The 24,532-nt window shown below is 41.8% G+C and carries 19 protein-coding genes; 9 read left to right on the forward strand and 10 right to left on the reverse strand.

Annotated elements, in window-relative coordinates:
- Nucleotides 1-8 precede the first annotated feature (8 nt).
- A complete protein-coding gene (locus V7783_RS15185; RefSeq protein ID WP_335679434.1) occupies nt 9-482 on the reverse strand; it encodes a CreA family protein in 474 nt (157 codons plus the stop codon).
- 98 nt (nt 483-580) lie between these two features.
- Between V7783_RS15185 and V7783_RS15190 the strand changes: the two genes are divergently transcribed.
- Nucleotides 581-1,168: a hypothetical protein gene (locus V7783_RS15190; protein ID WP_335679435.1), complete on the forward strand. Its 588-nt coding sequence runs from the start codon at nt 581-583 to the stop codon at nt 1,166-1,168.
- Nucleotides 1,169-1,184: 16 nt separating this feature from the next.
- Nucleotides 1,185-1,514, forward strand: a complete 330-nt coding sequence (locus V7783_RS15195) for a 5-carboxymethyl-2-hydroxymuconate Delta-isomerase (RefSeq protein WP_064665428.1) — start codon at nt 1,185-1,187, stop codon at nt 1,512-1,514.
- On the opposite strand, the gene V7783_RS15200 is transcribed toward V7783_RS15195, so the two are convergent.
- Nucleotides 1,511-3,637: a winged helix-turn-helix domain-containing protein gene (locus V7783_RS15200; RefSeq protein ID WP_335679436.1), complete on the reverse strand. Its 2,127-nt coding sequence runs from the start codon at nt 3,635-3,637 to the stop codon at nt 1,511-1,513. The two genes, V7783_RS15195 and V7783_RS15200, sit on opposite strands and share 4 nt — an antisense overlap.
- Before the next feature lie 374 nt (nt 3,638-4,011).
- Here V7783_RS15200 and V7783_RS15205 point away from each other — a divergent pair, with 374 nt between their 5' ends.
- Nucleotides 4,012-7,038: a TonB-dependent receptor domain-containing protein gene (locus V7783_RS15205; RefSeq protein WP_335679437.1), complete on the forward strand. Its 3,027-nt coding sequence runs from the start codon at nt 4,012-4,014 to the stop codon at nt 7,036-7,038.
- Nucleotides 7,039-7,153: 115 nt separating this feature from the next.
- Here V7783_RS15205 and zapE read toward each other — a convergent pair whose 3' ends face one another.
- Complete coding sequence (zapE, locus tag V7783_RS15210; protein ID WP_335679438.1) at nt 7,154-8,266, reverse strand: cell division protein ZapE; 1,113 nt, start codon at nt 8,264-8,266, stop codon at nt 7,154-7,156.
- Between the two features lie 58 nt (nt 8,267-8,324).
- Here zapE and rsuA point away from each other — a divergent pair, with 58 nt between their 5' ends.
- Together rsuA and V7783_RS15220 are read left to right on the forward strand one after the other, a co-directional pair.
- Nucleotides 8,325-9,023 (forward strand): 16S rRNA pseudouridine(516) synthase RsuA, encoded by a 699-nt coding sequence (gene rsuA, locus V7783_RS15215; RefSeq protein WP_335679439.1) that lies wholly within the window; start codon nt 8,325-8,327, stop codon nt 9,021-9,023.
- Nucleotides 9,024-9,148: 125 nt separating this feature from the next.
- Nucleotides 9,149-10,777 (forward strand): methyl-accepting chemotaxis protein, encoded by a 1,629-nt coding sequence (locus V7783_RS15220; protein WP_335679440.1) that lies wholly within the window; start codon nt 9,149-9,151, stop codon nt 10,775-10,777.
- Between the two features lie 73 nt (nt 10,778-10,850).
- Here the strand turns inward: V7783_RS15220 and V7783_RS15225 are convergent, their stop codons facing one another.
- Both V7783_RS15225 and V7783_RS15230 read right to left on the reverse strand, forming a co-directional pair.
- Nucleotides 10,851-11,624, reverse strand: coding sequence for a YggN family protein (locus tag V7783_RS15225; RefSeq protein WP_335679441.1), 774 nt, complete (start codon nt 11,622-11,624; stop codon nt 10,851-10,853).
- A 134-nt stretch (nt 11,625-11,758) separates the two neighbouring features.
- The gene (locus V7783_RS15230; RefSeq protein ID WP_335679442.1) at nt 11,759-14,188 is read right to left on the reverse strand and encodes a zinc-dependent metalloprotease; all 2,430 of its coding nucleotides are present in this window, start codon (nt 14,186-14,188) and stop codon (nt 11,759-11,761) included.
- Between the two features lie 162 nt (nt 14,189-14,350).
- Here V7783_RS15230 and V7783_RS15235 point away from each other — a divergent pair, with 162 nt between their 5' ends.
- The gene (locus V7783_RS15235; protein WP_335679443.1) at nt 14,351-15,319 is read left to right on the forward strand and encodes a class 1 fructose-bisphosphatase; all 969 of its coding nucleotides are present in this window, start codon (nt 14,351-14,353) and stop codon (nt 15,317-15,319) included.
- 182 nt (nt 15,320-15,501) lie between these two features.
- Here the strand turns inward: V7783_RS15235 and rpmG are convergent, their stop codons facing one another.
- From rpmG to radC, 3 genes are all read right to left on the reverse strand, one after another.
- Nucleotides 15,502-15,657: a 50S ribosomal protein L33 gene (gene rpmG, locus V7783_RS15240; RefSeq protein ID WP_004335545.1), complete on the reverse strand. Its 156-nt coding sequence runs from the start codon at nt 15,655-15,657 to the stop codon at nt 15,502-15,504.
- An 11-nt stretch (nt 15,658-15,668) separates the two neighbouring features.
- On the reverse strand, nt 15,669-15,905 hold the full coding sequence (gene rpmB, locus V7783_RS15245) for a 50S ribosomal protein L28 (RefSeq protein ID WP_054203012.1): 237 nt from the start codon (nt 15,903-15,905) through the stop codon (nt 15,669-15,671).
- A gap of 276 nt (nt 15,906-16,181) precedes the next feature.
- On the reverse strand, nt 16,182-16,856 hold the full coding sequence (radC, locus tag V7783_RS15250; protein ID WP_335679444.1) for a RadC family protein: 675 nt from the start codon (nt 16,854-16,856) through the stop codon (nt 16,182-16,184).
- A 155-nt stretch (nt 16,857-17,011) separates the two neighbouring features.
- On the opposite strand from radC, the gene coaBC reads away from it, so the two are divergent.
- Both coaBC and slmA read left to right on the forward strand, forming a co-directional pair.
- On the forward strand, nt 17,012-18,229 hold the full coding sequence (coaBC, locus tag V7783_RS15255; protein ID WP_335679445.1) for a bifunctional phosphopantothenoylcysteine decarboxylase/phosphopantothenate--cysteine ligase CoaBC: 1,218 nt from the start codon (nt 17,012-17,014) through the stop codon (nt 18,227-18,229).
- A 115-nt stretch (nt 18,230-18,344) separates the two neighbouring features.
- Complete coding sequence (gene slmA, locus V7783_RS15260; RefSeq protein WP_064665419.1) at nt 18,345-18,932, forward strand: nucleoid occlusion factor SlmA; 588 nt, start codon at nt 18,345-18,347, stop codon at nt 18,930-18,932.
- Nucleotides 18,933-18,960: 28 nt separating this feature from the next.
- Here the strand turns inward: slmA and V7783_RS15265 are convergent, their stop codons facing one another.
- Nucleotides 18,961-19,341, reverse strand: a complete 381-nt coding sequence (locus V7783_RS15265) for a four helix bundle protein (protein ID WP_335679446.1) — start codon at nt 19,339-19,341, stop codon at nt 18,961-18,963.
- Nucleotides 19,342-19,478: 137 nt separating this feature from the next.
- Between V7783_RS15265 and V7783_RS15270 the strand changes: the two genes are divergently transcribed.
- Nucleotides 19,479-22,253: a S9 family peptidase gene (locus V7783_RS15270; protein ID WP_335679447.1), complete on the forward strand. Its 2,775-nt coding sequence runs from the start codon at nt 19,479-19,481 to the stop codon at nt 22,251-22,253.
- 66 nt (nt 22,254-22,319) lie between these two features.
- Here V7783_RS15270 and V7783_RS15275 read toward each other — a convergent pair whose 3' ends face one another.
- Complete coding sequence (locus tag V7783_RS15275; protein ID WP_335679448.1) at nt 22,320-24,494, reverse strand: YgiQ family radical SAM protein; 2,175 nt, start codon at nt 24,492-24,494, stop codon at nt 22,320-22,322.
- Nucleotides 24,495-24,532 lie beyond the last annotated feature (38 nt).

The raw sequence follows: 24,532 nt of genomic DNA on the forward strand, positions 1-24,532 counted from the left end.
GCATTGAGTTATTCTTGCTGTTGCTGTGCCCACGCCCAAGCTTGGGTGTTATACAAAGGCACAGTAGATAACGCATGATGATGACTACCCGATGATTCTTTAGTTGAATATGATAAATACAGTAAAGTACGAGTGGGTGCATCATAAATGCGACGCACTTTTAACGATTTGAATAAAATACTTTTTGATGATTTAAATACCACTTCACCTGATTTACTTCGGTCAATCGCTTGCAGTTGCTCTGCAGTAATTGGCCCCGTTTGACGACATGAAATAGACATATCGGATGGATCAGAAAAGTCTAAATTCGCTTCAACATGACTGATATGGCAGGTAACCCCTGTGATTAAAGGATCTTGCTGCGATACAACTTTAATATCTTTGGTGGTAAATAACCCTAAACTAACTGATGCGGCATCGTCAGAACAACCCGATAGCGTGATCAGTAAACTTGCCAATACGCCAAACATAATCGCTTTCATAATTTTCCTTGCTCCAAATAAGTAGAACGGTTTGTGGCTTACATTTAACTATGTTTCAATACTAACTCAAATAAATCACAACAACGAGCACCGACACAATGAAAAAAGCATTCTCATTACTTTGTTTACTGCTAATAAGTCACGGCGCAGCCGCAGGTTACTCACTCAGTGTTTACACCGGCAAAAGTTTTAATCAATCATTACAGACCGAAGAAGGCTTAGCGATTGAACTTGAAGATAGTAATCATCTGGCTTTTAGTATTGATAGAACTATCGATTCCGCTCGTTACGGATTTTATTTCTCTAATACCAAAAGTGACTTTCAATCATCACCTGAGTTAGATGTAGAAATGCAGTATTTTTTGTTTCAAAGTGCCGTTGAAGTCCCTTTAGGCAACCGTGTTAACGGCTATGTTGGTGCACAAATTGGCGCGAACTATGTAAAGCCTAATTTTGCCAGCTCAGATATCTTCTTTGCCAGTGGTTTATATGGTGGGTTTGAATACCTATTTAACGACCAAGCACGGGTTTTATTTGAAACTCGCTGGCTGGCAACTATCGTTAATAATGCTAGCAACGTTTCTTGTACATTACCCACAGATGAAGACAATCAATGTTTATGGCATTTTGATGGTGACGTACTTAATCAATTTCAAACAAGCTTAGGCTTCACATACCGTTTCTAAGGGAAGTAACAAGATCATGCCGCATATTATTATTGAGCACTCAGAAGATTTACCCGTGTTACCGCAAGTATTGGTTGAAAAAATACACAATGCAGCATTTGCGACCGGCTTGTTTGAACTGCCAACAATCAAAACCCGCGCTATAGCCTACACCCATTATCAGCTGGGCGATGGTAAGGAGGGCTTTATCCATATTGCTGTGCATATTATGGCTGGGCGCAGTATTGAACAAAAACAGCAGCTCAGTGAAAGCTTACTGCATTGCTTGCAAATTTATTGTCGGGACTCTGACAGTTTAAGTGTCAACGTACATGATATGCAGCACGAAATTTACCGTAAGTGCTAAGGTAAATACTCAGCTTTAATACGCTTAATATCTATTTGCGGTGATTTATAGGAAGTATACACAAGCCAGCCCACCGCTGAGATATAACTCAAACCTGAGCTGCGGCTAAATGCCCGCTCAGGTAAACGCATCACATCATGCTTTGAGTGTGTCGCAAAGTCATAATAACTTAAGCGATAATCGCCCTGCTCTACATTAAAATAATACACACGTGAAGTGGCTTGGCTTGCCCCCTCCTCATAATACCAAGAGAGATGGTTCGATAAATTTATCGACTCAACAAGTAATTGCTCTTTGTCACTGTCGGGGTGCTTGATCCAGAGTTGCTGAGCACTGTGATCTGCAAAAATTAACGCCCCCTGTTTATCTTCATACACATACATAGTTGATTGTGCGACCACTTTACCTAAGTTAGTACCAGTTAAAGTAAACCGATATACGTCCTGTGTATTTGAGATTAACACACTGCGACTATCTGGTGCCCAACTAGGCTTGCCATGATAATTAAAACCAGTATGAAGTTGAGACGATGTCTTTGCGTTAACATCATAAATACGAAGGCTATTTTCCCCCTTACTCGATACCGTAAAAGCAATATAGCGGCCATCTGGAGACCAAACAGGGCTATAAACATTGGCATGTAAGCGAGTTAACTGCCGGCGTTCGGTGCCATCTTTATTGGCAAGCCAAAGTTCGGTTGCACCAGATTCATCGGATACAAATACCAGCTTATTTTTTACCGCATTATAATCAGGAAAACGGGTATTAAAATGAGTAGATAAAATAGGAAATGGTGAACTGGCTACAGCATTATTAGTTTCTACCCGCATCAACGCGGAATCAATATGCCATTGATGAAAGTACAAATCACCATTTTGCCCATATTCTGGATAGCTTAAGCCATCGATATGAGCATCAATCAACCGCTGTGTTTTTAATTCATAAAAATAACCACGTCGCTTACCTTGCTCAACACCTGAGAAAACCAGTAAATCTTTTGTTGGATGCCAATCTACACCACGGATATCAACAAACCCAGAAGTTAGCTGCTTGGCTTCCCCAGTGGCAATTTCAACTAAAAATAACTCTTCGTGACCAGAAGACAGATTACGCGCTACCAGCAATTGCTCGCCATCAGGTGAAAAAACAACAGACTCATCATAAAAATTACAGTCTCGAGGACAAGGTACTTGGGTGATTGCCAGCTCACTTGAACGTAAATCAACTATATTTAGCTCGGTTTGATCGTAAGCATGCTTTTTATCACTAATAAATATCAGCTGATCACCAGCAGCATTGAGATCAAGGTCAACACCTCTGCCATCACCGCAAGTCTCTATGAGCGTTATTTTTGCCGTCGCTATATTTTGTTTTACTATCTCACAGTGATTTTGTGCATCTCGTCGATAATAAAATAGCGTTTCTAAATCATGACTAAACACTGAGCGCCCTTCAATATAAGCACTATCGGTCAAGGCTATTGCAGCTTGCTCGGGAGAAAGTAAATCTCGCAAGTAAAGATTTGTTTGCTGACCCGGACGCCGCCAAGAATAAGTAATAAAATGGCTATCATTGGAAATTGCCGGAAAGAGCTCACGGCCAGGATGGGTGGTAATGGTTTCTATATGCTCAAACAAAGGTGTAAATTGTAATGGCTCAGATAATGGCTGGGTGCTTTGGAAATAAAATAGCGTACTGCATAGCAACACAACCGCCATAACAATAGCTGTAATTTTGAGAGTAAGTAGCGGCTGTTGTTTATTTACGCTAAGCGTGGCTTGCTGCTGCTTTTGTGAAATGGGAAATACGGGTTGTTGCGCCAAGCGATAGCCCGTTTTACGCAGCGTAGCAATATAAGTATTGCCAGCATCAAGCTCTTTAAAGGTTTTACGTAGATGCCAAATAGCATTGGTTAGGGCTTTTTCACCAACAAATTGATTACCATCCCACACTCCTGCAATGAGCTCTTCACGGGTGACGGGCTCAGGATAATGACTAACTAAAAAGCACAGTAGCTCCATAAATTTAGGTTGCAAAATACATTCATGTTCACCACATAACAGCTTATTTTCAATTGCATTCACTTGACACTGGCCAAGTAAGAATAGCTGATTAGTTTTCATAAATTATGTATTCACACCCTATATTTAGAAGTCTAGAAGGTTAACCTTTTCTAGCTACAAAAAGCAAAATAACGCGATAAAAACATCATATTTTTTCCTCTATATATTTCAAAAATAACGCTAACCATCTAATTTAAAACGAATAGATATTAAATAGATGTAAAATAGGGATATAAACGAGATACCTATCATTGTGTTTTTGTTCACGATTACTTAAAACAACTCACGAATATACCCAAATCATCGCAAGATACAGAATGAGATGGTTTGGGTATAAACCCCATCCGCTGATGCATTAGTCGAAGTACTTTGAACTGCCCGTCAAAAGTGACTAATGCATTAGCTTTATAAAATTAAAAAAATAAGGGAAATCTGTGAGCAAAATATCAACAAAAAAGTGCGCACTAGCACTGGCGATCACAGCAAGCTTTTCTGGCCAATCAATCGCAAACGATGCACAAATTGAACGCCAACAAACAATAAATAAAACAACTATCAATGAAGCTAAGCAAGCAGAGCCTGAAAAAATTACCGTAACAGGCTCACGTTTAAAGCGCGATAGCTTCTCTGTAGCCACACCACTGGTCACCATGGATCGCTCTGCAATCCAAGATACTGGTTTAGGTAACTTATCCGATGTATTAGTTGATAACATGCCAGGCTTGAGCCAAAGCATTGGTAATACCACGAGTCAATCAAGTATTTCTGGCACTGGTCTTTCAACCGTGCAGTTACGTGATTTAGGCGCTAACCGCACCCTAACTCTTATTGATGGTCGCCGCGTAGTATCAAATAGCTATGGTGGTAACTACGTAAGCCTAAATACTATTCCAAGTGGCATGGTTGAACGTGTTGAAATCATCAGTGGGGGGGCATCTGCGACTTACGGTGCAGATGCGGTGGCTGGTGTAGTTAATATTATTACCCAATCAAAAAAAGAAGGTTTTGATTTTCAAGCCCGTGGCGGTCAAACCACTGAAGGTGGCGGCAAAGAGTTCACCCTCGATTTAAATTACGGTGATTCATTTGCAGATAACCGAGGTTACGTTTTTTTTAGTGCTAACTGGGACCGTGATTTCGGGATTAGTTACTATGACCGCGATCGTGCAAAAATTGAAGCCGCACATAGCTACGATGATGAATTAATGTGCAACCAAATGGTCACAGCCACAGGCTCGCAATGTATGCGTGACATTACTCAAGCTGATTGGATGAGTAAAAGTGATGGCACCTTGGGCGGCGTTTTTCTAGAAAACAATAACAATGACACGCAATTTTGGTATGACGGTCAAACACTACGAGATGACTGGAAAGGCAATGAAGAAATATACGGTATTAACTCAAGTCAGTACGTAATGCTGGATGTACCAAGCGATAACTTTTCAACCGCTGTAAAAATCGATTTTGATATCAGCGACGACATCATGAGTTACTTCCAATTGCAATATAGTAAAAGTGGCTCATTCAACGATAAATCACCAGAAGATGATTATGAAGCAGCTTTTGTACCCCGCTACGACGCAGTAACGGGCGATCCAATCGCAGATATCGCACCGGGCTACATTCCTATTAATAACCCGTATGTACCACAACAAATCTTAGATGCAAACCCATACAAAGATCGTATTTATTGGGATCGCCGCTTTGGCGAGGTGGGTAATATCAGCACCGATAATGACCGTACTACCATTCGTACTTGGGCAGGCTTACAAGGTACCATGTTTGATCACCAATGGGACTGGGATATATCGGCAGGCTACGGGCAATTTAAGCAACATCAAATCCGCAGTAATGAATTAAATGTAGTTAACTTAAACCAAGCATTACAAGCTGAAAAACTCGCCGATGGCAGCATTCAATGCATTGATGAAGCGGCACGAGCTGCAGGCTGCGTACCAATAAATCTGTTTGGTGAAGGCTCGATTACCCCAGATATGGCTAACTGGATCCGTAGTAACCCAATTATTGATACCAAAATTCAGCAATACACTTTGATGGGTTATATCACTGGCGATTTATTTGAATTGCCAGCAGGTAGTGTGTCTGCCGTATTTGGTGGTGAATACCGTAAAGATTCACAAAGCTTAGATACCAGTGAAGACATGAAAGTCGGCGGGATCACCTTTAACGTGGTTCCTTCATTTTACGGTGAGGTTGAAGTTTATGAAGCCTTCGCTGAACTGGCAATTCCACTTTTGCAAGATGCGCCGCTAGCAAAAAGCTTATCTGCTGAAACCTCATTACGTTTAGCTAATTACAGTATGGAAAACGTCAATACCGTAGCCAGCTATAAACTCGGCTTACTATGGCAGCCAGTTGACGGCTATATGGTACGTGCTAACTACGCTCGAGCGCAGCGCGCCCCAACAATCACAGAGTTAATGTCACCACCGCGTGGCGATTTCGACTCATATGATGATATTTGTGATGGTTTAACGGCTACTTCAACTAAGCCTGGCCATGCTAACTGTCGTTTAGAGCCGACTCTGGCAAAACAGCTTGCTGAAAATCCAGACTTTAAGTTTGACAGTGAAGATAACAACTATTCACCGGGCACAGGTAACCCTAACCTAAAAGAAGAAACGGCTGATACTTATACGTTTGGTGTGACATTAGCACCAGAGTTTTTCCGCGGTTTTAATCTTGCTATAGATTACTACGATATTGCCATTGTTGATGCCATTGATGAGATCAGTAACGAAAACATAATGAATGAATGTTACGACTCAGAAGCCGCTTGGGGTAGTGACAACGAATTTTGTAATGATATTACCCGTAACAGCGAAGGTAACATCATTAAAATTCTCCAACGCGAATATAACTTAGATGAGTTAACAGCTCGTGGTTATGACGTAGTCGCAACTTATGATTTTGACTTAGGTAGTTATGGCAACGTAGCGCTAAAGCTTGATTACAATCATGTTATTGAAAACTCACAAACTTATGAAGGGTTAGATGGTAACGACGTTGTTACTCAATATGCAGGCTATGGCAGTAGTAAAGACAAAGCCGCGATGTCAATCGCATGGCGTTTTGACGACCTACGCATTCGTTGGCGTACCAACTTCTTAGGATCGTTTAAAGCCGACCAACAGGATGAATTAGATTACCAAAAAGCACTTTCGGCTAATGATGAACGCTGCAGTGAAGGCGAAGCAAGCTGTGTTAGTAACCCTGAAAAGCTGGCTTATCAAGACTATGGTTCATACCTAAAACACAGCCTTTCAGCATCTTACACTATGGCATTAACGCCACAAAGCGATGTACGCGTGTTTGCTGGGGTTAATAATATTTTTGACAATAAAGGGGCATTCTACCCTAGTGGCACTGGTAATTATTACAGTGGATACGGCGGTGGCGCAGGCCGTTATGTGTACTTAGGTGCGCAATATAGTTTTTAAATGATAGCGTCTAAAATTTATTGCTGCGAGCTCATCGTGCTTTAGCAGTTTTATTCCTACTAGGTTGTTGTCAAAGGCACGTCTCGCAAGAGCGTGCCTTTTTTATTAATTTTAACTAACGCCAGTTTTGCATTTCAATTAACCGTGATTCTGTACGCGCATATTCAAAGGCTAACTTTTGCCCTTGATATAAATCAGCAATCTCCACCTCGCTACTTAGCACCAACAGCTTGCCACGATCATAAAACTCATCTACCAGCGCAATAAAGCGGCGCGCTTCATCATCAAGTGTATGCTCTTGTAAGTCTTGATGTTCACGTTGATAACTGTCTTCAACACCATGGACTATTTGTTTTCCCGTCGCAGCCAACCCCATTACTGGAATATTGCACACGTATACGCGCTGATAATGCTGAGCTAAATAAATGTAATCTGCGGTACTTCGCGGGCCAGAGCACAGCGCCATAAAATCGAACATAATGGCATTATTACTGCGTTGTAGACATTCAATGTTACGTCCACAAATAGTCACGTTTTTATCTGTGATCAGTTGCTCTGCAAAAGCTAAAAAATGACTATGTAACTGGTTTTCAACTGCACTATTAAAATAATAAGTCGCGTGTTTGCCAAAACGAAAACGGTGATCAACAACCCCAGCAATATTGATAATGTGACAGTGAGTTTTTAGTAATTCGATGGTCGGTAAAAATCGCGCACGCTGTAAACCGTTGTAATAAAGCTGTTCTGGCTGGCAATTTGACGTAGCAACTAATACTACACCTTTGGCAAATAGCGCTTTAAAAAGCCCAGCCATGATCATCGCATCACCAATATCAGAGACAAAAAACTCATCAAAACAAATAAGTTGCAATGTTTTTGCCCATTCACTGGCTATTTGTTCAAGCGGGTTTTGCAGCCCTTGTAATTGCCCCAATCGGGTGTGAACTTGGGCTATAAAATGATGGAAATGTAATCGTGTTTTTTGCTCGATTGCGACCCGCTCATAAAACACATTCATTAGCATCGACTTACCTCGCCCTACCGGACCATGTAAATAGATACCTTGTGGGCTCACCGACTTACGCCACCAAGCTTGTGGCTGCTGTAGCGCTTGCGCTAACTCATCAAGCGCCTTTACAGCCTGAAGTTGGGAATCATCGCGCTGAAGTTTGCCGCAATTAATTTGCGCATAATAATGCTGTAATATTTGCCCGCTTGGCACTGTCATAGACTGTATTGATTCGTTATACTCGCCCCCATTGTAGCTGACTAAAAATGTGAACCCAATGAAATTTCCTTGCCGCTTAGATAAATTTATTAGCCATCTTGCTGAAATACCACGCACCAAAGCAAGAGCAGGCATTAAACGCAAAGACGCGACAGTGAATGGCGAGGTGATCACCGCTTATGATCATCAAATCACAGCCACTGATGCGATTATTTTCCAAGGTAACTCTTTGGCATTTTTAGGAAAGCGCTATTACATGCTCAATAAACCGGTTGGCTATGTGTGTGCCAATAGTGATGATTTACACCCCACAGTATTTGAATTGCTAGACGAACCTAACATGAGTGATTTTCATGTTGCAGGGCGTCTAGATCTGGATACCACAGGGCTGGTACTAATCACTAATGATGGCGATTGGTCGCATAAGATCACCTCACCTAAACACAATAAATTTAAAACCTACTTAGTTGAAACACAAGAAGCACTCACTGACGAGGCACTAGAACAACTGCGCCAAGGTGTGCAATTACATAACGAAAAAGAGCTCACTCGCCCGGCAATCGTAGAGCAACTTGCCACTTACAGTTTACGGTTATCAATTTGTGAAGGTAAATACCACCAAGTAAAACGCATGCTCGCGGCAGTTGGTAATAAAGTGGTTGAATTACATAGAGAAAAAATAGCCAACATTAGCCTTGATGAGACACTTGCCAGTGGCGAATACCGACTCCTCACAGCCAATGAAGTGAAACTCTAATTTACCCACAAAAGAAACTTGAGTAAAAGTCACGTAAAAATCCCTTATTATTGTTAATTAAAACTAACATCTAGCCGATAAACATGTTAGAAATTTAAGGTCATAAAAATAATAAGGGGCGCAATGTGCTGTCAGGTTTAGCATTAAGAACTAAAATAATCTTGTTTGCTGGAGCGATGTTTATAGCACTTAACGCTATTGCATTGCTGGGCTTACAATCTCTTCGTCACGCCAGTGAAAACGATAATATCGCTCGTATCAACCAGTTGATGAAAAGTACTACAAATATTGTTGAGCAATTCGAATTACTTGCAAAAAAAGGTCAATTAAGTGAGCAGCAAGCGCGGGAATTTGCCACCCAAATGTTGCGCGAAAACAAATACCACGACAGTGAGTATGTCTACGTCGTTAATGACAAGCTCGACTTTATTGCCACCCCCCACGATCCAGAGCTACACAACACCAGCTTTAATGATTTTAAAGACGCCAGTGGTAATAGTATTGGCCGTATGGTTGAACAGTTAGTTGGCAATCAAACTAATAAAATTATTACCTATCACTGGGATTCAGTACGTGACGGTGAAACCGTTGATTTAACCTCTGTAGTACAGAAAACTCCGTACTTTGGCTGGTATGTGGGCACTGGGATCAGCGAAAAAGAAGTTGATGAACGTTACTGGAATACCGCTAAATGGTTAGTTGGTTTATCACTGATTATTGCACTTGCTTTAACTGCTGCAATCGCTCGGTTTGGTATTTCACTCAGTAATGCTTTAGGCGGTGAAGTAAATGAAGTTATTGATATTGTTAAGCAAGTTTCGCGTGGCAATCTCAAATCACATATTCGCACCGATGCTCAGCCAGAAAGCATCATTGCCGCTATGCACTATATGCAGCAAGGCTTACGTGGCGTAGTTGGCAGCATTAAAGATGTCACTGATAGCTTAAAAAATCAGAGTCTCGATAACGAATCACGTTCGACTGAGCTGGATAAACTAACCCGCAGCTTGAATGAAGAAACCCACATGGTAGCATCAGCTATCACAGAGCTGACCGCATCCGCACAAACCGTTGTTGAACATGCCGAACAAGCGGCTTTTTCAGTGCAAGAAGCCGAGCGTCAAGGTCAAAGCGCAAATCATTTGACCACTGAGGCAGCAAACACTATTGCTCTTTTAGAGCAACAAATTGACAGCGCTGGTAATAACATCCAACTCCTTGATGATGAAGTAAATAATATCGCAAATGTGTTAAGTGTTATTCAAAGTATTGCCGAGCAAACTAACCTCTTGGCACTCAATGCCGCGATTGAGGCAGCCCGTGCTGGGGAGCAAGGGCGAGGCTTCGCGGTAGTTGCTGATGAAGTACGTCAACTAGCGCAGCGTACGCAAACCAGCACTGAAGAAATTCGCACTATGATAGGTAAGTTACAATCTGCGACCAAAGATGCCAAAACATCGGTTAATTTAAGTATTACCACCAGTGAACAAACGGTAGCAAAATCTAAAGATGCCAGTGAAGAGCTACAGCGTGTTGCTTCATCACTGAGCGCTATCGCGCAAATGAGCCATCAAATAGCGATTGCAGCCAAAGAGCAACTCGATGCAGGAGAAGATACCGCAAAACGTATCGTGACTATTTCTGATACCGCATCACAAACCGCTGATGTATCACATCAAGCCCATGCAGCAACAGACTTAATTAAAGGGTTAACCAACAACCTAGAGACTGAAACAGACAAGTTTAGATCCTAGCAATTAATTGGTTAGCTACAAATCAAAAAACCCGCATAGTCTGCGGGTTTTTTATATGGATACATCTAATAAACTAAGATTTAATTTGTACTAAGTCAAAGTCAGCCATGCTTGGCACTATCATTTGTAATCGTGATTCAGTGACATCCAACGAATTTAGGCACTCACAGTATTCTGAGGCTTTAAGTTCTAATTGTTGTGCTTTTTTCTGTAGTGACTTATCTATTTCTTTAGAAATAATATCCATGCGCAGACCCATGTCATTAATGCGATCTTCGATATTTCCTTCACGGGATTTAAACGCATCGCCCAGCGACACTAAAATAGCACCTAAGGAACCGTGAACGGCAGAGTGAATTTTTTTACTGATCTCTTCGGTAAAAAAATCATCAATTTTTGAAAGTGATTGCGGCGCGATAAAAAAGAAGTCATCACCGCGTTTAAATTTATCCATTAACGCACGTTCTACATATTGTAATTGCGTTTTCAGAACTTCAGGCTCTTTATCTGACATACCTTCAACAACTTGCTCTATGGCACTTAAACCAAGATTTACGCCATCAGTTGCAAGCTCCACCAGCTCCGGCACAGTATCGCGGATACCGGCACTAAATTGCATTAAAACTTCGCTTTCTTCAGGGCTCAAATCGATCCAATAACCGCGAATAAACAACTGATTATCATTGTTGATCTGCACACGAGTTTGGCCTTTATCAACAATACGAATGACATCATCGGTGATGATCAAACCATGCCCTAGTTCAACTTCGCACACGGCTTTAGCGCTGACATTAAGACTTGATAGTGCTATGGACATCGCCAATATCGAACGAGATAAAAACGCCATAAACACCTCAAAAAGACTAAAAATGGAAGGCGGCTAGGTTAACAAAAAACCAGTTTTATGCAAGAAAAATGGTAAGCGCGATTTTACATCGCGCCAAAATGGAGCAAGTGCGCGGGATAAACCCGCGCCTACATTTAAATAGGTGAGCCCGGAGGGATTGGTAATGCTTTAAAGTTTGCAGGCCAATTACCCGTTGTTAAGAATTGTTTAACTTGATCAGCTAAGTATTGCTTAAAAGCGCTTTCGCCAACATCCGCACTGCTAAGTAGCGATTCCTGCTGATACGCCTTAGCAAGTTTTGTTAAGTAATAACGCAACTGGGCTTGTACTTCTGGAGCCACTTTATCACTGGCCACTAAGTCAGCAAATTGCTTTGCGGTCAGCAATTGCACTCGTTGCGTGATCTTCTCAGCCATACCTTTTTTACTCTGGCTCAAAAACACCTGCTGATATACTTTTTCAAGCAATTCATCCAAACTAAAAAATGCCTCGCTACGCGCTTGCTGTTGCGCTAAACGGTTTAAGCGCTGGCTATTTAGCAATAATGCCAAACAATGCTGCGCTGCAACTTCAGGCAGCGCCATTGCATCAAGGGTAAGCCCAGTGCGGCCAATAACACTTTCTCGGCTTTTCGATTCGCCATACGCTTTCGGTGGAATGAGTGCTAAGACTGACTCTGGTAGCACTAAGTTGTCAGCATCCAAAGTCGTTAACAGCGCCTCTAACGCTTGCTGTTGAGTTTGTTTAGCAACCACTTGCGCACCTTTTACTCCACCTTCTCCACGCACTTCGTAATCATAATCAACACCTGCAATCAGTTTTACAGCTGATTCAACCTGATAACGATGAAATAAGTACAATGGCACTAGCATTTCTTCAAGCTGCGATAATGAAGTACCAAACTTGATATTATTAATACCAAAGTTAGCCAATGCTTGCTGCCTTACTTTAAGTACTCTTAATAACTCTTCGCTTGGAGAACTACCGTTATCCCATAAGTGAGCGGTTGGATGCGCGCCGCCAGCAGCACGTGCGTCACTATCAGAAATAAACTCCAGTCCTTTAGCTTGGTTATCCGCTAAAATTGCAGCAAGCTCGACGGCTTCATCTAGGCCTGTAAAATCACTATAGCCATATTTAATGACTTGGCTATCCCATTGCCCCATACCATGTGCATAGCCACGGCTAACATCCAGCTCACCTTTGTCATTAAAGCCCACTAATGGGTGCGGGTAATCCATCACAGAAGCACGATCTGCTACTGACGCTGAGAAGTTATGCGCAATACCAAGAGTGTGGCCAATTTCATGGGCGCTTAACTGACGAATACGATCAAGCGCCATCGCTTGCAATGTTTTAGCAACTTCATTGCCTTGTAAATAAGGTGCAGCTAGGGCTTCAGCAATTAAGATATCTTGTCGTACACGTAGTGAACCTAAGGTCACATGGCCTTTTAAAATTTCACCGGTGCGCGGATCAATAACCGAGCTACCATATGACCAACCACGGGTTGCGCGATGCACCCATTGAATAACGTTATAACGAATATCCATAGGATCTGCGCTATCAGGCAATACTTTAACCACAAAAGCATTTTTATAACCGGCTTGAGCAAAAGCATCATCCCACCATTTTGCACCATCAAGTAATGCTGTTTTTACCGGCTCTGGTACACCTGGGTCCAAATAATAAGTAATAGGTTCAACAGGTTCGCTAATAGGTAAGCTTGGGTCTTTTTTATTAAGGCGGTGACGCGGTATATAACGAATCATCATAGATTGATCTAATGGCGCAGCATAATCCTTATGTTCAATGCTCCAATAACCTGATTGCGGGTGAAATGCCCGTGGCGTGTAATTATCATCAGGTAATTCAATTAAAGAGTGATGCATATGCACAGTTAACGCATAAGGATCTGCACTAACTTGGCGAATATATTCACCTGGTTGACTACCGTTAAAGGTCAATACCGCTTCCAATTCGGTGTTTTTCATAAATGCTTTAGAGCGATCCATGTTTACCGCACTGCGACTTTCATCAAGACTAAAACTACCTTGATTACGTGCTGCAAGTGTTCGGCTTACGCCGTGAACATCACTTAATAAGTAAGGCGTGTAATCAATCAGTACGGCTTGCGGGTTTTGCGCCACTACTTTAAAACCAGCTAAAATACTTGAGGCAAACGCTTCTTGAATACTTTTTTGCTCTGCTTTATTGGTCGTATTTGCGCGGTAATAGGTATTAATTGCTCGCAGCATCACTTTGTCGCCAAAGCGTTCAAACTGCACTAAATGCGTATTGCCTAATTGACCACGGTCAAGACCAATATCATTAGAACCAACTCCGTAAGGTAAACTTTGTTGTAATAGAAACTGCTGCTTGAGTTTATCTACTTTTAAGTAAATTTTGCCATTTTGAGTATCATAATAAAAAGAGAAATAGCCCGGAAAATGATTCATTTGTTCAGTAAAATCATTAATTGACTTAATTGCTGCGTGCGCTTGGGTTATCATAGTCAGCAACACAGTAAAGAGTATGTAACGTATCGATGGTATTTTTTGCATAATCTTATCTTTGTTATTCGCGTTTTAAATACTTTCAAGGTGTCTCCAGTATAGGATATTGCGCCTAAAATACAGTTATTTAAGACGAAATTCAGCGCTTGCTTTGATGATCCCTCTCACCCTTATGATTATCATAGCTAATAACGTTATCAGGAAAATAGAATGCGTAGACTACCTCCAGTATTACTTGAAGACGGTTGCCCTAGAGAGTTAATCTCATTGATCAGAACAGTTTTGGCGGCCTGTAAGGAAATTTCTTTTCGCGTAGGTCAAGGTGCACTATCTGGCGCACTTGGTTCAACACTTGATGAAAATATTCAAGGTGAAACGCAAAAGAAACTCGACGTACTAACTAACCAACTACTTAAAGATATATTACTGGAATCTGGTTACGTAAAAGCCATTGCCTCTGAAGAAGAAGATTACACTGTCGCGGGTAACCCAGAAGCTAAATATATAGTTGCTTTTGACCCATTAGATGGCTCGTCAAACACTGACATCAATTCATTGGTCGGCACTATTTTCTCAATCATGGAAGCGCCTGCAGGGTCTGATCCAGCGGATCAAAGCATCTTTATGCAGCCAGGTAAAAACCAAGTTGCAGCAGGGTATGTATTATACGGCCCATCAACAGTGCTGGCGCTAACCACAGGAAAAGGCACACGCTTTTTCACATTAGACAAAACCCATGGCACCTTTTTACTAACCCAAGATTTTGCCCAAGTGCCCGTTGATACCAACGAATATGCTATCAACGCGTCAAATCAGCGCCACTGGCAGCCAGCAATGCAAAGCTATATTAATGACTTAATTGCAGGTGACACAGGCCCACGGGCACGCAACTTCAACATGCGCTGGATTGCCGCCATGGTCGGTGATGTACATCGCGTGTTATGTCGCGGCGGTATTTTTACCTACCCTACCGACACTAAAGATCCAAATAAGCCAAATAAACTCCGCTTACTCTACGAAGCAAACCCAATGGCAATGCTAATCGAACAAGCCGGCGGTATCGCATCAACTGGCACAGAGCGCATTATGGATATTCAACCTGATGCCATCCACCAACGTGTAGCAGTGATTTTAGGCTCTAAAAACGAAGTAGAGACCTGTTTGGGATATCATAAGTAACTAGCTGTAAGCTGTAAGCTGTAAGCTGTAAGCTGTAAGCTGTAAGCTGTAAGCTGTGAAAATACAACCTTGTGGGCTTTGTCCGCAAGGTTTTTTTATGCCTGAAACTTGAAATATGACGGCTAACTTAAAACAAAAAACCCAGCCTAGGCTGGGTTTTTAATATTCATAGAAAACTAAAATTACTTGATTTTAGCTTCTTTGAAAAGAACATGTTTACGGATTTTTGGATCAAACTTTTTGATTTCCATTTTTTCCGGCATGTTACGCTTGTTCTTGTCGGTAGTGTAGAAAAAACCAGTACCAGCTGTAGAAACTAAACGGATCTTATCACGCATGACTCAGGTCCTTAAACTTTTACGCCGCGACCACGGATTTCTGTAAGAACCGTGTCGATGCCTTTTTTATCGATAATACGCATACCTTTAGTAGTAGTGCGTAATGTTACAAAACGTTTTTCACTTTCAACCCAAAAACGGTGTGTTTGTAGGTTAGGTAGGAAACGACGTCTAGTCGCGTTTCTCGCGTGTGAACGGTGATTACCAACCGCAGGACGCTTACCTGTAACTTGACATACTTTAGACATGTCTATATATCTCCAATAACTTCGCTCGAGCTTAATTTTCCCCTAGGCTATGTATTTTGTGCCCCAGGGATAAATCGAAGGGCGCTCTTTATACAGCTTATACAGGCAAAGATCAAGTGATTGATCTAATCCAATCAGCTCATGTGTAAATTTGATAGCGGCTAATTATAAAGATCGAATGCCCTTAGGGAAAGTAAAAACTGCATTTAAATTAAACTAATTTGCAAATAAGTGCTAAACCGCTCATTTTTAACACGCTTAGTGATTTGAATGCACTTAAATCAAGCCTCGTTCTGCGAACGAAACACAATTATCGCCGCCAACAATGATGTGATCTAAAATATTTATATCAACTAATTGTAAAGCTTGTTGCAATTTAGTGGTAATTAATTTGTCAGCCTGGCTCGGCTCGGCAATTCCTGATGGGTGATTATGTGCCAAAATTAGCGCCGCCGCATTATTTTTCAATGCAGCCTTGAGTACTTCACGCGGATAAACTGATGCGGCGTTAATTGTGCCGTAAAAAAGCGTTTCCTCTTTTATTAAGCGATTCTGACTATCTAAGTACAACACCATAAACACTTCTTGCTGTAACCCCCGCAGTTCAAGGGTTAAATAGTCATACACTGATTGGGGTGAATTAAATACTGCATCCCGCTGACATCGCTCTATCATATAGCGGCGGCTCAACTCCAGCACAGCCTGTAATTGCACAAACTTTGCGGTCCCCAAACCTTTCTGTGCACAAAAATCTTCAATTGATGCATTAAATAAATTATGTAGGGTTTGATTTTGTGTCATTAAATGTTGTGCAAGTTCCACTACATTCATACCCGGCAAACCGGTGCGCAAAAATATTGCTAATAACTCAGCATCACTTAACGATTTAGCCCCTTTGGCTAATAACTTTTCACGTGGCCGCTGGCTACTTGGTAAAGAGGTCAATTGCATTATTTCGTCCCTGAAAAGTAATCTTATGATTTAACTGTAATGCAAAAATAAAATTCCGCCTGCTTAACTAACAATAAAATTCCATATTAAAACTTCGTCCCTCGCACAAAGATTTGCTATCGTTAGCGCATATCGACAAAGAGTTTCAGCAGAATATGACAAAGTTAATGACCAATTTAGCTACAGAACTAGCGAATAAAAAAATTGTACTGGGGATCAGCGGTGGTATTGCCGCTTACAAATGTGCCGAACTAGTTAGGCGTTTAAAAGAGCGTGGCTGTGATGTCAAAGTAGTGATGACCGAATCAGCCAAGCACTTTATCACACCACTTACCATGCAAGCGGTCAGTGGTGAAATGGTATCAGACTCTTTGCTCGACCCCTCTGCTGAAGCTGCTATGGGTCATATTGAATTTGCCAAATGGGCTGATTTAATTTTAGTTGCGCCTGCCACCAGCAATATAATTGCAAAAATGGCCGCTGGCATTGCCGATGACTTACTCACTACCTTGCTATTAGCAACGCCAGCCAAAGTAGCGGTTGCGCCAGCAATGAATCAGCAAATGTATGCTCACCCTGCAACGCAGGCTAATTTAGCCACGTTAGCACAGCGTGGCATCGCAATTTGGGGCCCTGGTAAGGGTGAACAAGCCTGTGGCGATGTAGGCGCAGGACGTATGCTTGAACCGCATGAGCTTGTTAGTTTATGCACGCAGCCTGCGCAGCAGCAACTCCTTGGCGGTAAAACCATTACTATCACCGCAGGTCCAACCCGCGAAGCACTCGATCCGGTGCGTTTTATATCGAATCACAGCTCTGGAAAAATGGGCTACGCGTTAGCGCAAGCAGCCTTGTTATTAGGTGCGCAGGTTAATTTAATTTCCGGCCCTGTTACAATCACTGCCCCTGCAGGCGTTAACCTTATTAAAATAGAAAGTGCAGAGCAATTGCTTGAACAAGCGCTTATTTTTGCCCCTCAGTCAGATGCATTTATTGGCTGTGCTGCGGTTGCCGATTATCGCGCTGCTGCGATTGCTGAGCAAAAAATGAAAAAACAAGGAGACGAACTAACTATTACATTAGTAAAAAACCCTGATGTGATTGCTGCGGTTGCCAACCTGACAGATGGACGCCCTTATACCGTGGGTTTTGCTGCTGAAACACAAGATGTTGCAAGTTATGCAAAAGGCAAACTGACGAATAAAAACTTAGATATGATCTGCGCTAATGACGTATCACAAAGCGGTCTTGGCTTTAATTCAGATCATAATGCTTTAACATTATTCTGGCACAATCAGCAAAAAGAATTAACTATCGATACCAAGAGCGCACTAGCACTGAGTGTAATGAGTGAGCTTTCGAAACGGTTGTAAAAAGGCTGGCAAGAAGCTGAATAAAACATTAACATAGCCTTAATCGCTTGTTTAAAAAGTGAGTGGGATTCAACCACAAAAGCTAAGTAAATTATTATAAAAGAAAGGAATGTTCATGCCTGCGACAAAAAGAAGTAATCGCAAAGAGCAAATACTACAAGCACTCGCACAGATGTTAGAAACCAGCCCAGGCCAACGTATTACAACAGCAAAATTAGCTGCTGAAGTCGGTGTATCTGAAGCAGCGCTATATCGTCATTTTCCGAGTAAAGCACGGATGTTTGAAGGCTTAATTGAGTTTATTGAAGACACCTTACTTTCGCGTATTAACTTAATTCTTGAAAATGAAAAAGAGACGCAGAGCCGCATCTATAACATTTTATTATTATTGTTGGCCTTCGCTGAAAAAAACCCAGGTATCACCCGTATTTTAACGGGTGATGCACTGCAAGGTGAGCAAGAGCGTTTACGTGAGCGTGTACAAGGTTTGTTTGAAAAGCTTGAAACTCAGCTAAAACAAGTACTACGTGAACGGAAACTGCGTGAAGGTAAAACCTTTCAAAGTGATGAACTAACCATAGCCAACTTTTTACTTGCCTATATCGAAGGCAAAATGAATCAATTCGTACGCAGTGACTTTAAAGCCAAACCTAGCGCGCAATTTGAAAAGCAGTGGCTAGAGCTGCAGAAGATTTGGCTTTAAGTTAGGTTCAAGGTTCAAGGTTCAAGGTTCAAGGTTCCCAAGAGTTGACCGTATTCATTAGACCGGTCAACATTTTGGAAATTTCTATTGACTCATTAATCCAATTAACGGCTGAAGCCTCTTCAATCTCACCTATTTTACATGCAATTTGTAGCTGAGACCTTAATTCTCCACAACTTCCTTTGGCGTATGATAAAAAACGTGCATAATCTTTAGTCGTTTTACGCTCATGCCCCTCAGCTATATTTGAAGAAATAGAAAGAGCTGAGCGAGTAATTTGATCTTTAAGCCCAAACTCTTTGCTTGTTTTAAAGTGAATATAAACCTCACAAGCCAAATCAGCGGAGCGCTGCCAAACATGAAGCTGCTCAAATCTCATCATAACCCTTAATAAAATAGACAGGAACAAAGTTTAGTTCCTACTTTGTAACTTGCCACTTTCAACTTGCTACTTTTAACTTCCTTTTTAGTGCACTTATCGTTTCTACTCGAATTGTTTAACAAACCCGTTATGATGGAGATGATCAAATAACAAGAGAATCAATAATGAAAGCCCAACTTTCCCTACTAAGCATTGCCCTCGTTGCAAGCCTAAGTAGCGCTGCTGCCGATGCAAAAGATGCGCTACAATTTAAAAATGTATTCGATTTCAAAACCGCCAAAACAACACAATTATCTGAAAACGGTGAAATACTCAGCTTTAGCGCTACACCATACCGCGGTGATGCAACAGGCCAAGTTTATACTTTAAACAATAATAAACTACTCGCAGAAATTGAGCGCGGCACTAAACCTACCATCAATAAAGCAGCCAACTGGGTAGCCTTTACTCAAGTCCCTACTTTGCTTGAAAAAGAAACCACGAAAAATAAAGACACCCTAAAAAACAATTTGGTTTTGGTTAATATAGCCAATGCTAAGCAGCAAACTTTTGAGAATGTTAAAGACTATCAACTAGCTGATGACGGTAACTGGTTAGCGTATCGCTTAGATAAAAAAGCCGATAAAGACGATGCAAGTGCAGATAGCGATGATGCAAAAAACACAGATAAATCAAGTGAAATTAAACCAGACAAGAAAGATAAAACATTTGATTTGATTGTTGTAAATTTACAAGATGAAACAACTTACACTGTAAATAGCGTGTTTAGTTACGCTATTAATGCATCAAGCAACGAGCTACTTGTTAGCCAAAGCTACCCAGATGGTAGCGATAACCAGGTGGCGTTAATTACATTAAATAGTACTTTTGAATCTAATGTATTAATTGATGAACCAGGTGTTGTAGTAAATAAAATTGCCTGGCACCCAACTAAGAACATCGCCGCTTTCACGCTGGGTAATTATGTGAATGACGATATGCGTCGTCGCGATCATCAACTCAAACTGTGGCAAAACGAGCAACTCACAGATATAACCTCACCTGAAAAAAGCTGGACTATCGGCAAAACAGCAAAATTGAGCTGGTCCGAAGACGGTGAACGCTTGTACTTTGAGAATCACCCGAAGTTAGCGGCAAAAATTAAAGAAAAGAAATACACCGATCAAGCCTCGTTATTTGATTACGATACGATACGCGATCAAAAAGGCCTGAATGTTTGGCATAACAACGATGCCGAAATTAAACCCCGCGAAGAACAACAATGGAACGAAACCAACAAGAATCGCCATTATCAAGCCGTTTATCACCTTAATGGCAAGCAAGTTGCGCAGCTAAGTGATACTAATATGCCGAGTGTGGCACTAAATACCAACAGCCGAGATGCACTTCTTGGTTCATCGAATTTACCTTACCTTGAACGTATTATGTACGGTGGATTTTTTGCCGATTACTATGCGGTAAATGTACAAAGTGGTGAGCGCAAAGCAATCATCAATGATTATCCATTTCGACCTAGCCTGTCGCCAAATGGTCAATACGCCACTTACTTTAAAAATAGCCAAGTACAACTTAAAGACTTAGGCAACAACAAAGTCACCACCTTAACGAAAGCGATTCAAGCTACCTTTGCTGACGATAAACATGACTACCCATCAGCACAACCTGGGTATGGTTATGCTGGCTGGCTAAACGACAGTAGCCAAGTGCTAGTTTATAGTAAATACGATATCTGGGCGTTTGACGTTAACACCCTAAAAGCCACGCGCTTAACCAATGGTAAAGCAAGTAATACCCAGTATCGGGTTATCAAACTTGATAAAGACCAAGTTGGCTTCAAGCAAGATGAAACTTTATTACTTAGCGCTACAAACTTACAGCAAAAACAAACAGAGATAGCTAAACTTAATCTTGCCGATAACTCTGTTAGTAAAGTATTAAGCGGTAAAAAACGCTTTGATGTAGTGAAAAAAGCGAAACACGCCGATAAATATTTATTTACCGAGCAAACATATCAGCAATTCCCTGATTTTTATCAAAGCGATTTTAGCTTTAACAAAGCAAAACGCATTACTGACTTAAACCCACAAGTGAAAGATTTTGCATGGGGTCAAAAACCTGAACTCATTAGCTATAAAGGCTTTGATGGTGAAGACTTACAAGGGGTGTTAATTAAACCTGCAGGCTATCAAAAAGGCGATAAAGTACCAGTCGTGGTGTACTTTTACCGTTATATGAGCCAACGTATGTATGACTTCCCGGCAATGGAATTAAACCACCGCCCTAACTTCCCTATGTTTACCTCAAATGGCTATGCGATTTTCTTACCAGATATTCGTTTTGAAATCGGTCACCCTGGTAAATCATCAACCCAAACCATGATCAATGCTACGCAAAAGCTGATTGATTTAGGTATTGCGGACCCTGATAAAATTGGTCTGCAAGGTCACTCTTGGGCGGGCTATCAAAGCGCCTTTATGATCACTCAAACCGATATGTTTAAAGCTGTAGTATCGGGTGCACCTGTGTCTAACATGACCAGTGCTTATAGCGGTATTCGCTTAAAATCAGGCTTAGCGCGTCAGTTCCAATATGAAACTGGGCAAAGCCGTATCGGTAAAACCTTGTTTGAAGCGCCAGAGCTTTACATCGAAAACTCACCGGTATTCTTTGCAGATAAAGTAAATACACCAATCTTAATTATGTTTGGTGATAAAGATGATGCTGTGCCGTGGCACGAAGGTGTGCAGTATTATTTAGCGCTGCGCCGTGCTGGTAAAGACGCTACATTCTTGCAGTATGAAGGTGAACCGCATCACTTAAAGAAATTCCCTAACCAAGTGGATTTTTCAATCCGGATGATGCAGTACTTTGATCATTACTTAAAAGGCAAGCCTGCCGCTAAGTGGATGACTGAAGGTGAAGCTTTCGTTGAAGAATAAGCTGGAGAATGAGCTATAATCAAAAACGCCCAGCACATGCTGGGCGTTTTATTACTATATGCAAGCTTACCTTGCTCGTTGGCGATTACCGCCTACTCTTGGCTTAGTATTGGCCTTTTTAAACTGGCTAAAACCGGTATGGCGACTCAGTGCTGGGCGCCCGCCTTTGCTTGCTTTAAGCGATTTTTCGTCACGCGTTTCCTCTGGCACTAAGCAGTTTGGTCCTTTACCAATTAATTTAGCTTTACCCATATTGCGCAAGGCTTCACGGATCATCGGCCAACCGGCAGGATCGTGGTAACGCAATATCGCTTTATGTAAACGACGTTGGCGCGCACCTTTTGGCACCGGTACTTCCTCTGTATTATTTTTAATATTTCGTAGTGAGTTCATTCCAGTGTGATAAATCGTGGTGGCATTGGCCATCGGCGACGGATAAAAGTTTTGCACTTGGTCAAGCTTAAAGTCATTAGATTTTAGCCATAGCGCCATGTTTACCATGTCTTCGTCTTTAGTCCCCGGGTGCGCCGAGATAAAGTACGGGATCAAATACTGCTTTTTACCCGCTTCTTTAGAGTACTTATCAAATAGCTCTTTAAACTGGTCGTACGCGCCCATACCTGGTTTCATCATCTTTGATAATGGCCCATCTTCGGTATGCTCAGGCGCTATTTTTAAGTAACCACCAACATGGTGAGTCACCAGCTCTTTTACATAGCGAGGATCTTGTACCGCTAAGTCATAACGTACGCCTGAAGCAATAAGGATTTTTTTCACTCCTTTTACTTCACGCGCTTTTTTATATAACTCGATTGTTGGCGTATGGTCGGTGTCCATGTGTTTACAAATATCTGGATATACACAGGATAAACGACGACAGGTACTCTCTGCTTTTTTGCTCTTACAACGCAGTTTATACATGTTTGCTGTTGGGCCACCAAGATCTGAAATAACCCCAGTAAAGCCTGGTACTTTGTCGCGAATTTGCTCTATTTCTTCGATTATCGATTCTTGCGAACGACTTTGAATAATTCGCCCTTCATGCTCAGTGATAGAGCAGAACGAACAACCGCCAAAGCAACCGCGCATAATATTAACCGAGGTTTTGATCATATCGTATGCGGGGATCTTCGCATCACCATAACTTGGGTGCGGTATACGTTGATACGGCAGGCCAAACACGGCATCCATTTCATGTGTTTCAAGCGGATAAGCAGGTGGGTTCACCCAAATAGAACGGTCACCATGGCGTTGGAACAATGCACGCGCACAACCAGGGTTAGTTTCTTGGTGTAAAATACGCGATGCATGAGCATACAATGGTTTATTTACACTGACTTGCTCAAACGCTGGGAGTTTAACGTAGGTTTTTTCCCATGGCTTTGGGCGCGCTGGCTGAATTGTAATTGGTTTAGCGGCTTCGGCTTGTAAATCAATACCCGCTTTTTTAAATTCGCTTTTGCCACAACCTACGTCATCGGCACCGTACGGATTAGGAATTGGATCTATTTTGCCAATTTTATCAATGGCTGTTGAATCGCTACCACGCCAGCCTGGTAACGGCTCTTTGCGGATAACCGCGGTACCACGGATATCCTGAATGGTATCCATAGTTTCACCAGCAGCGATACGGTGCGCAACTTCCACCAGTGGGCGTTCAGCATTGCCGTAAATAAGAATGTCAGCTTTAGCATCAAATAAAATACTACGGCGTACTTTTTCCTGCCAGTAATCATAATGGGCAATACGACGTAAGCTTGCTTCAATACCACCAATAACAATAGGTACGCCTTTATAGGCTTCACGACATTTTTGTGAATAAATCATCACGGCACGATCAGGGCGTTTACCACCAATATTACCTGGCGTGTAAGCATCATCATGACGCATACGTTTTTCAGCCGTATAGCGGTTGATCATCGAGTCCATGTTGCCAGCGGTCACACCAAAGAATAAATTAGGTTTGCCCAGCGCCATAAAGGCATCTTTCGACTGCCAATCAGGCTGCGCTATGATACCAACTCGAAAGCCTTGCGCTTCCAGTACACGCCCGATCACCGCCATACCAAAACTAGGGTGGTCAACATAGGCATCGCCACTAATTATGATTATATCGCAGCTATCCCAGCCAAGTGCATCCATTTCTTCGCGTGTTGTTGGTAAAAATGGTGCGGTGCCGTAACACTCAGCCCAATATTTAGGGTATGAGAATAACGCTCGTTTGGCTTTAAGTGCGCTCATAAAAAGTAACCAATTGCTTTAAAAAAGGTCGCAAAGTA

Source organism: Pseudoalteromonas sp. (genome assembly GCF_036960685.1).
GTDB lineage: Bacteria > Pseudomonadota > Gammaproteobacteria > Enterobacterales > Alteromonadaceae > Pseudoalteromonas.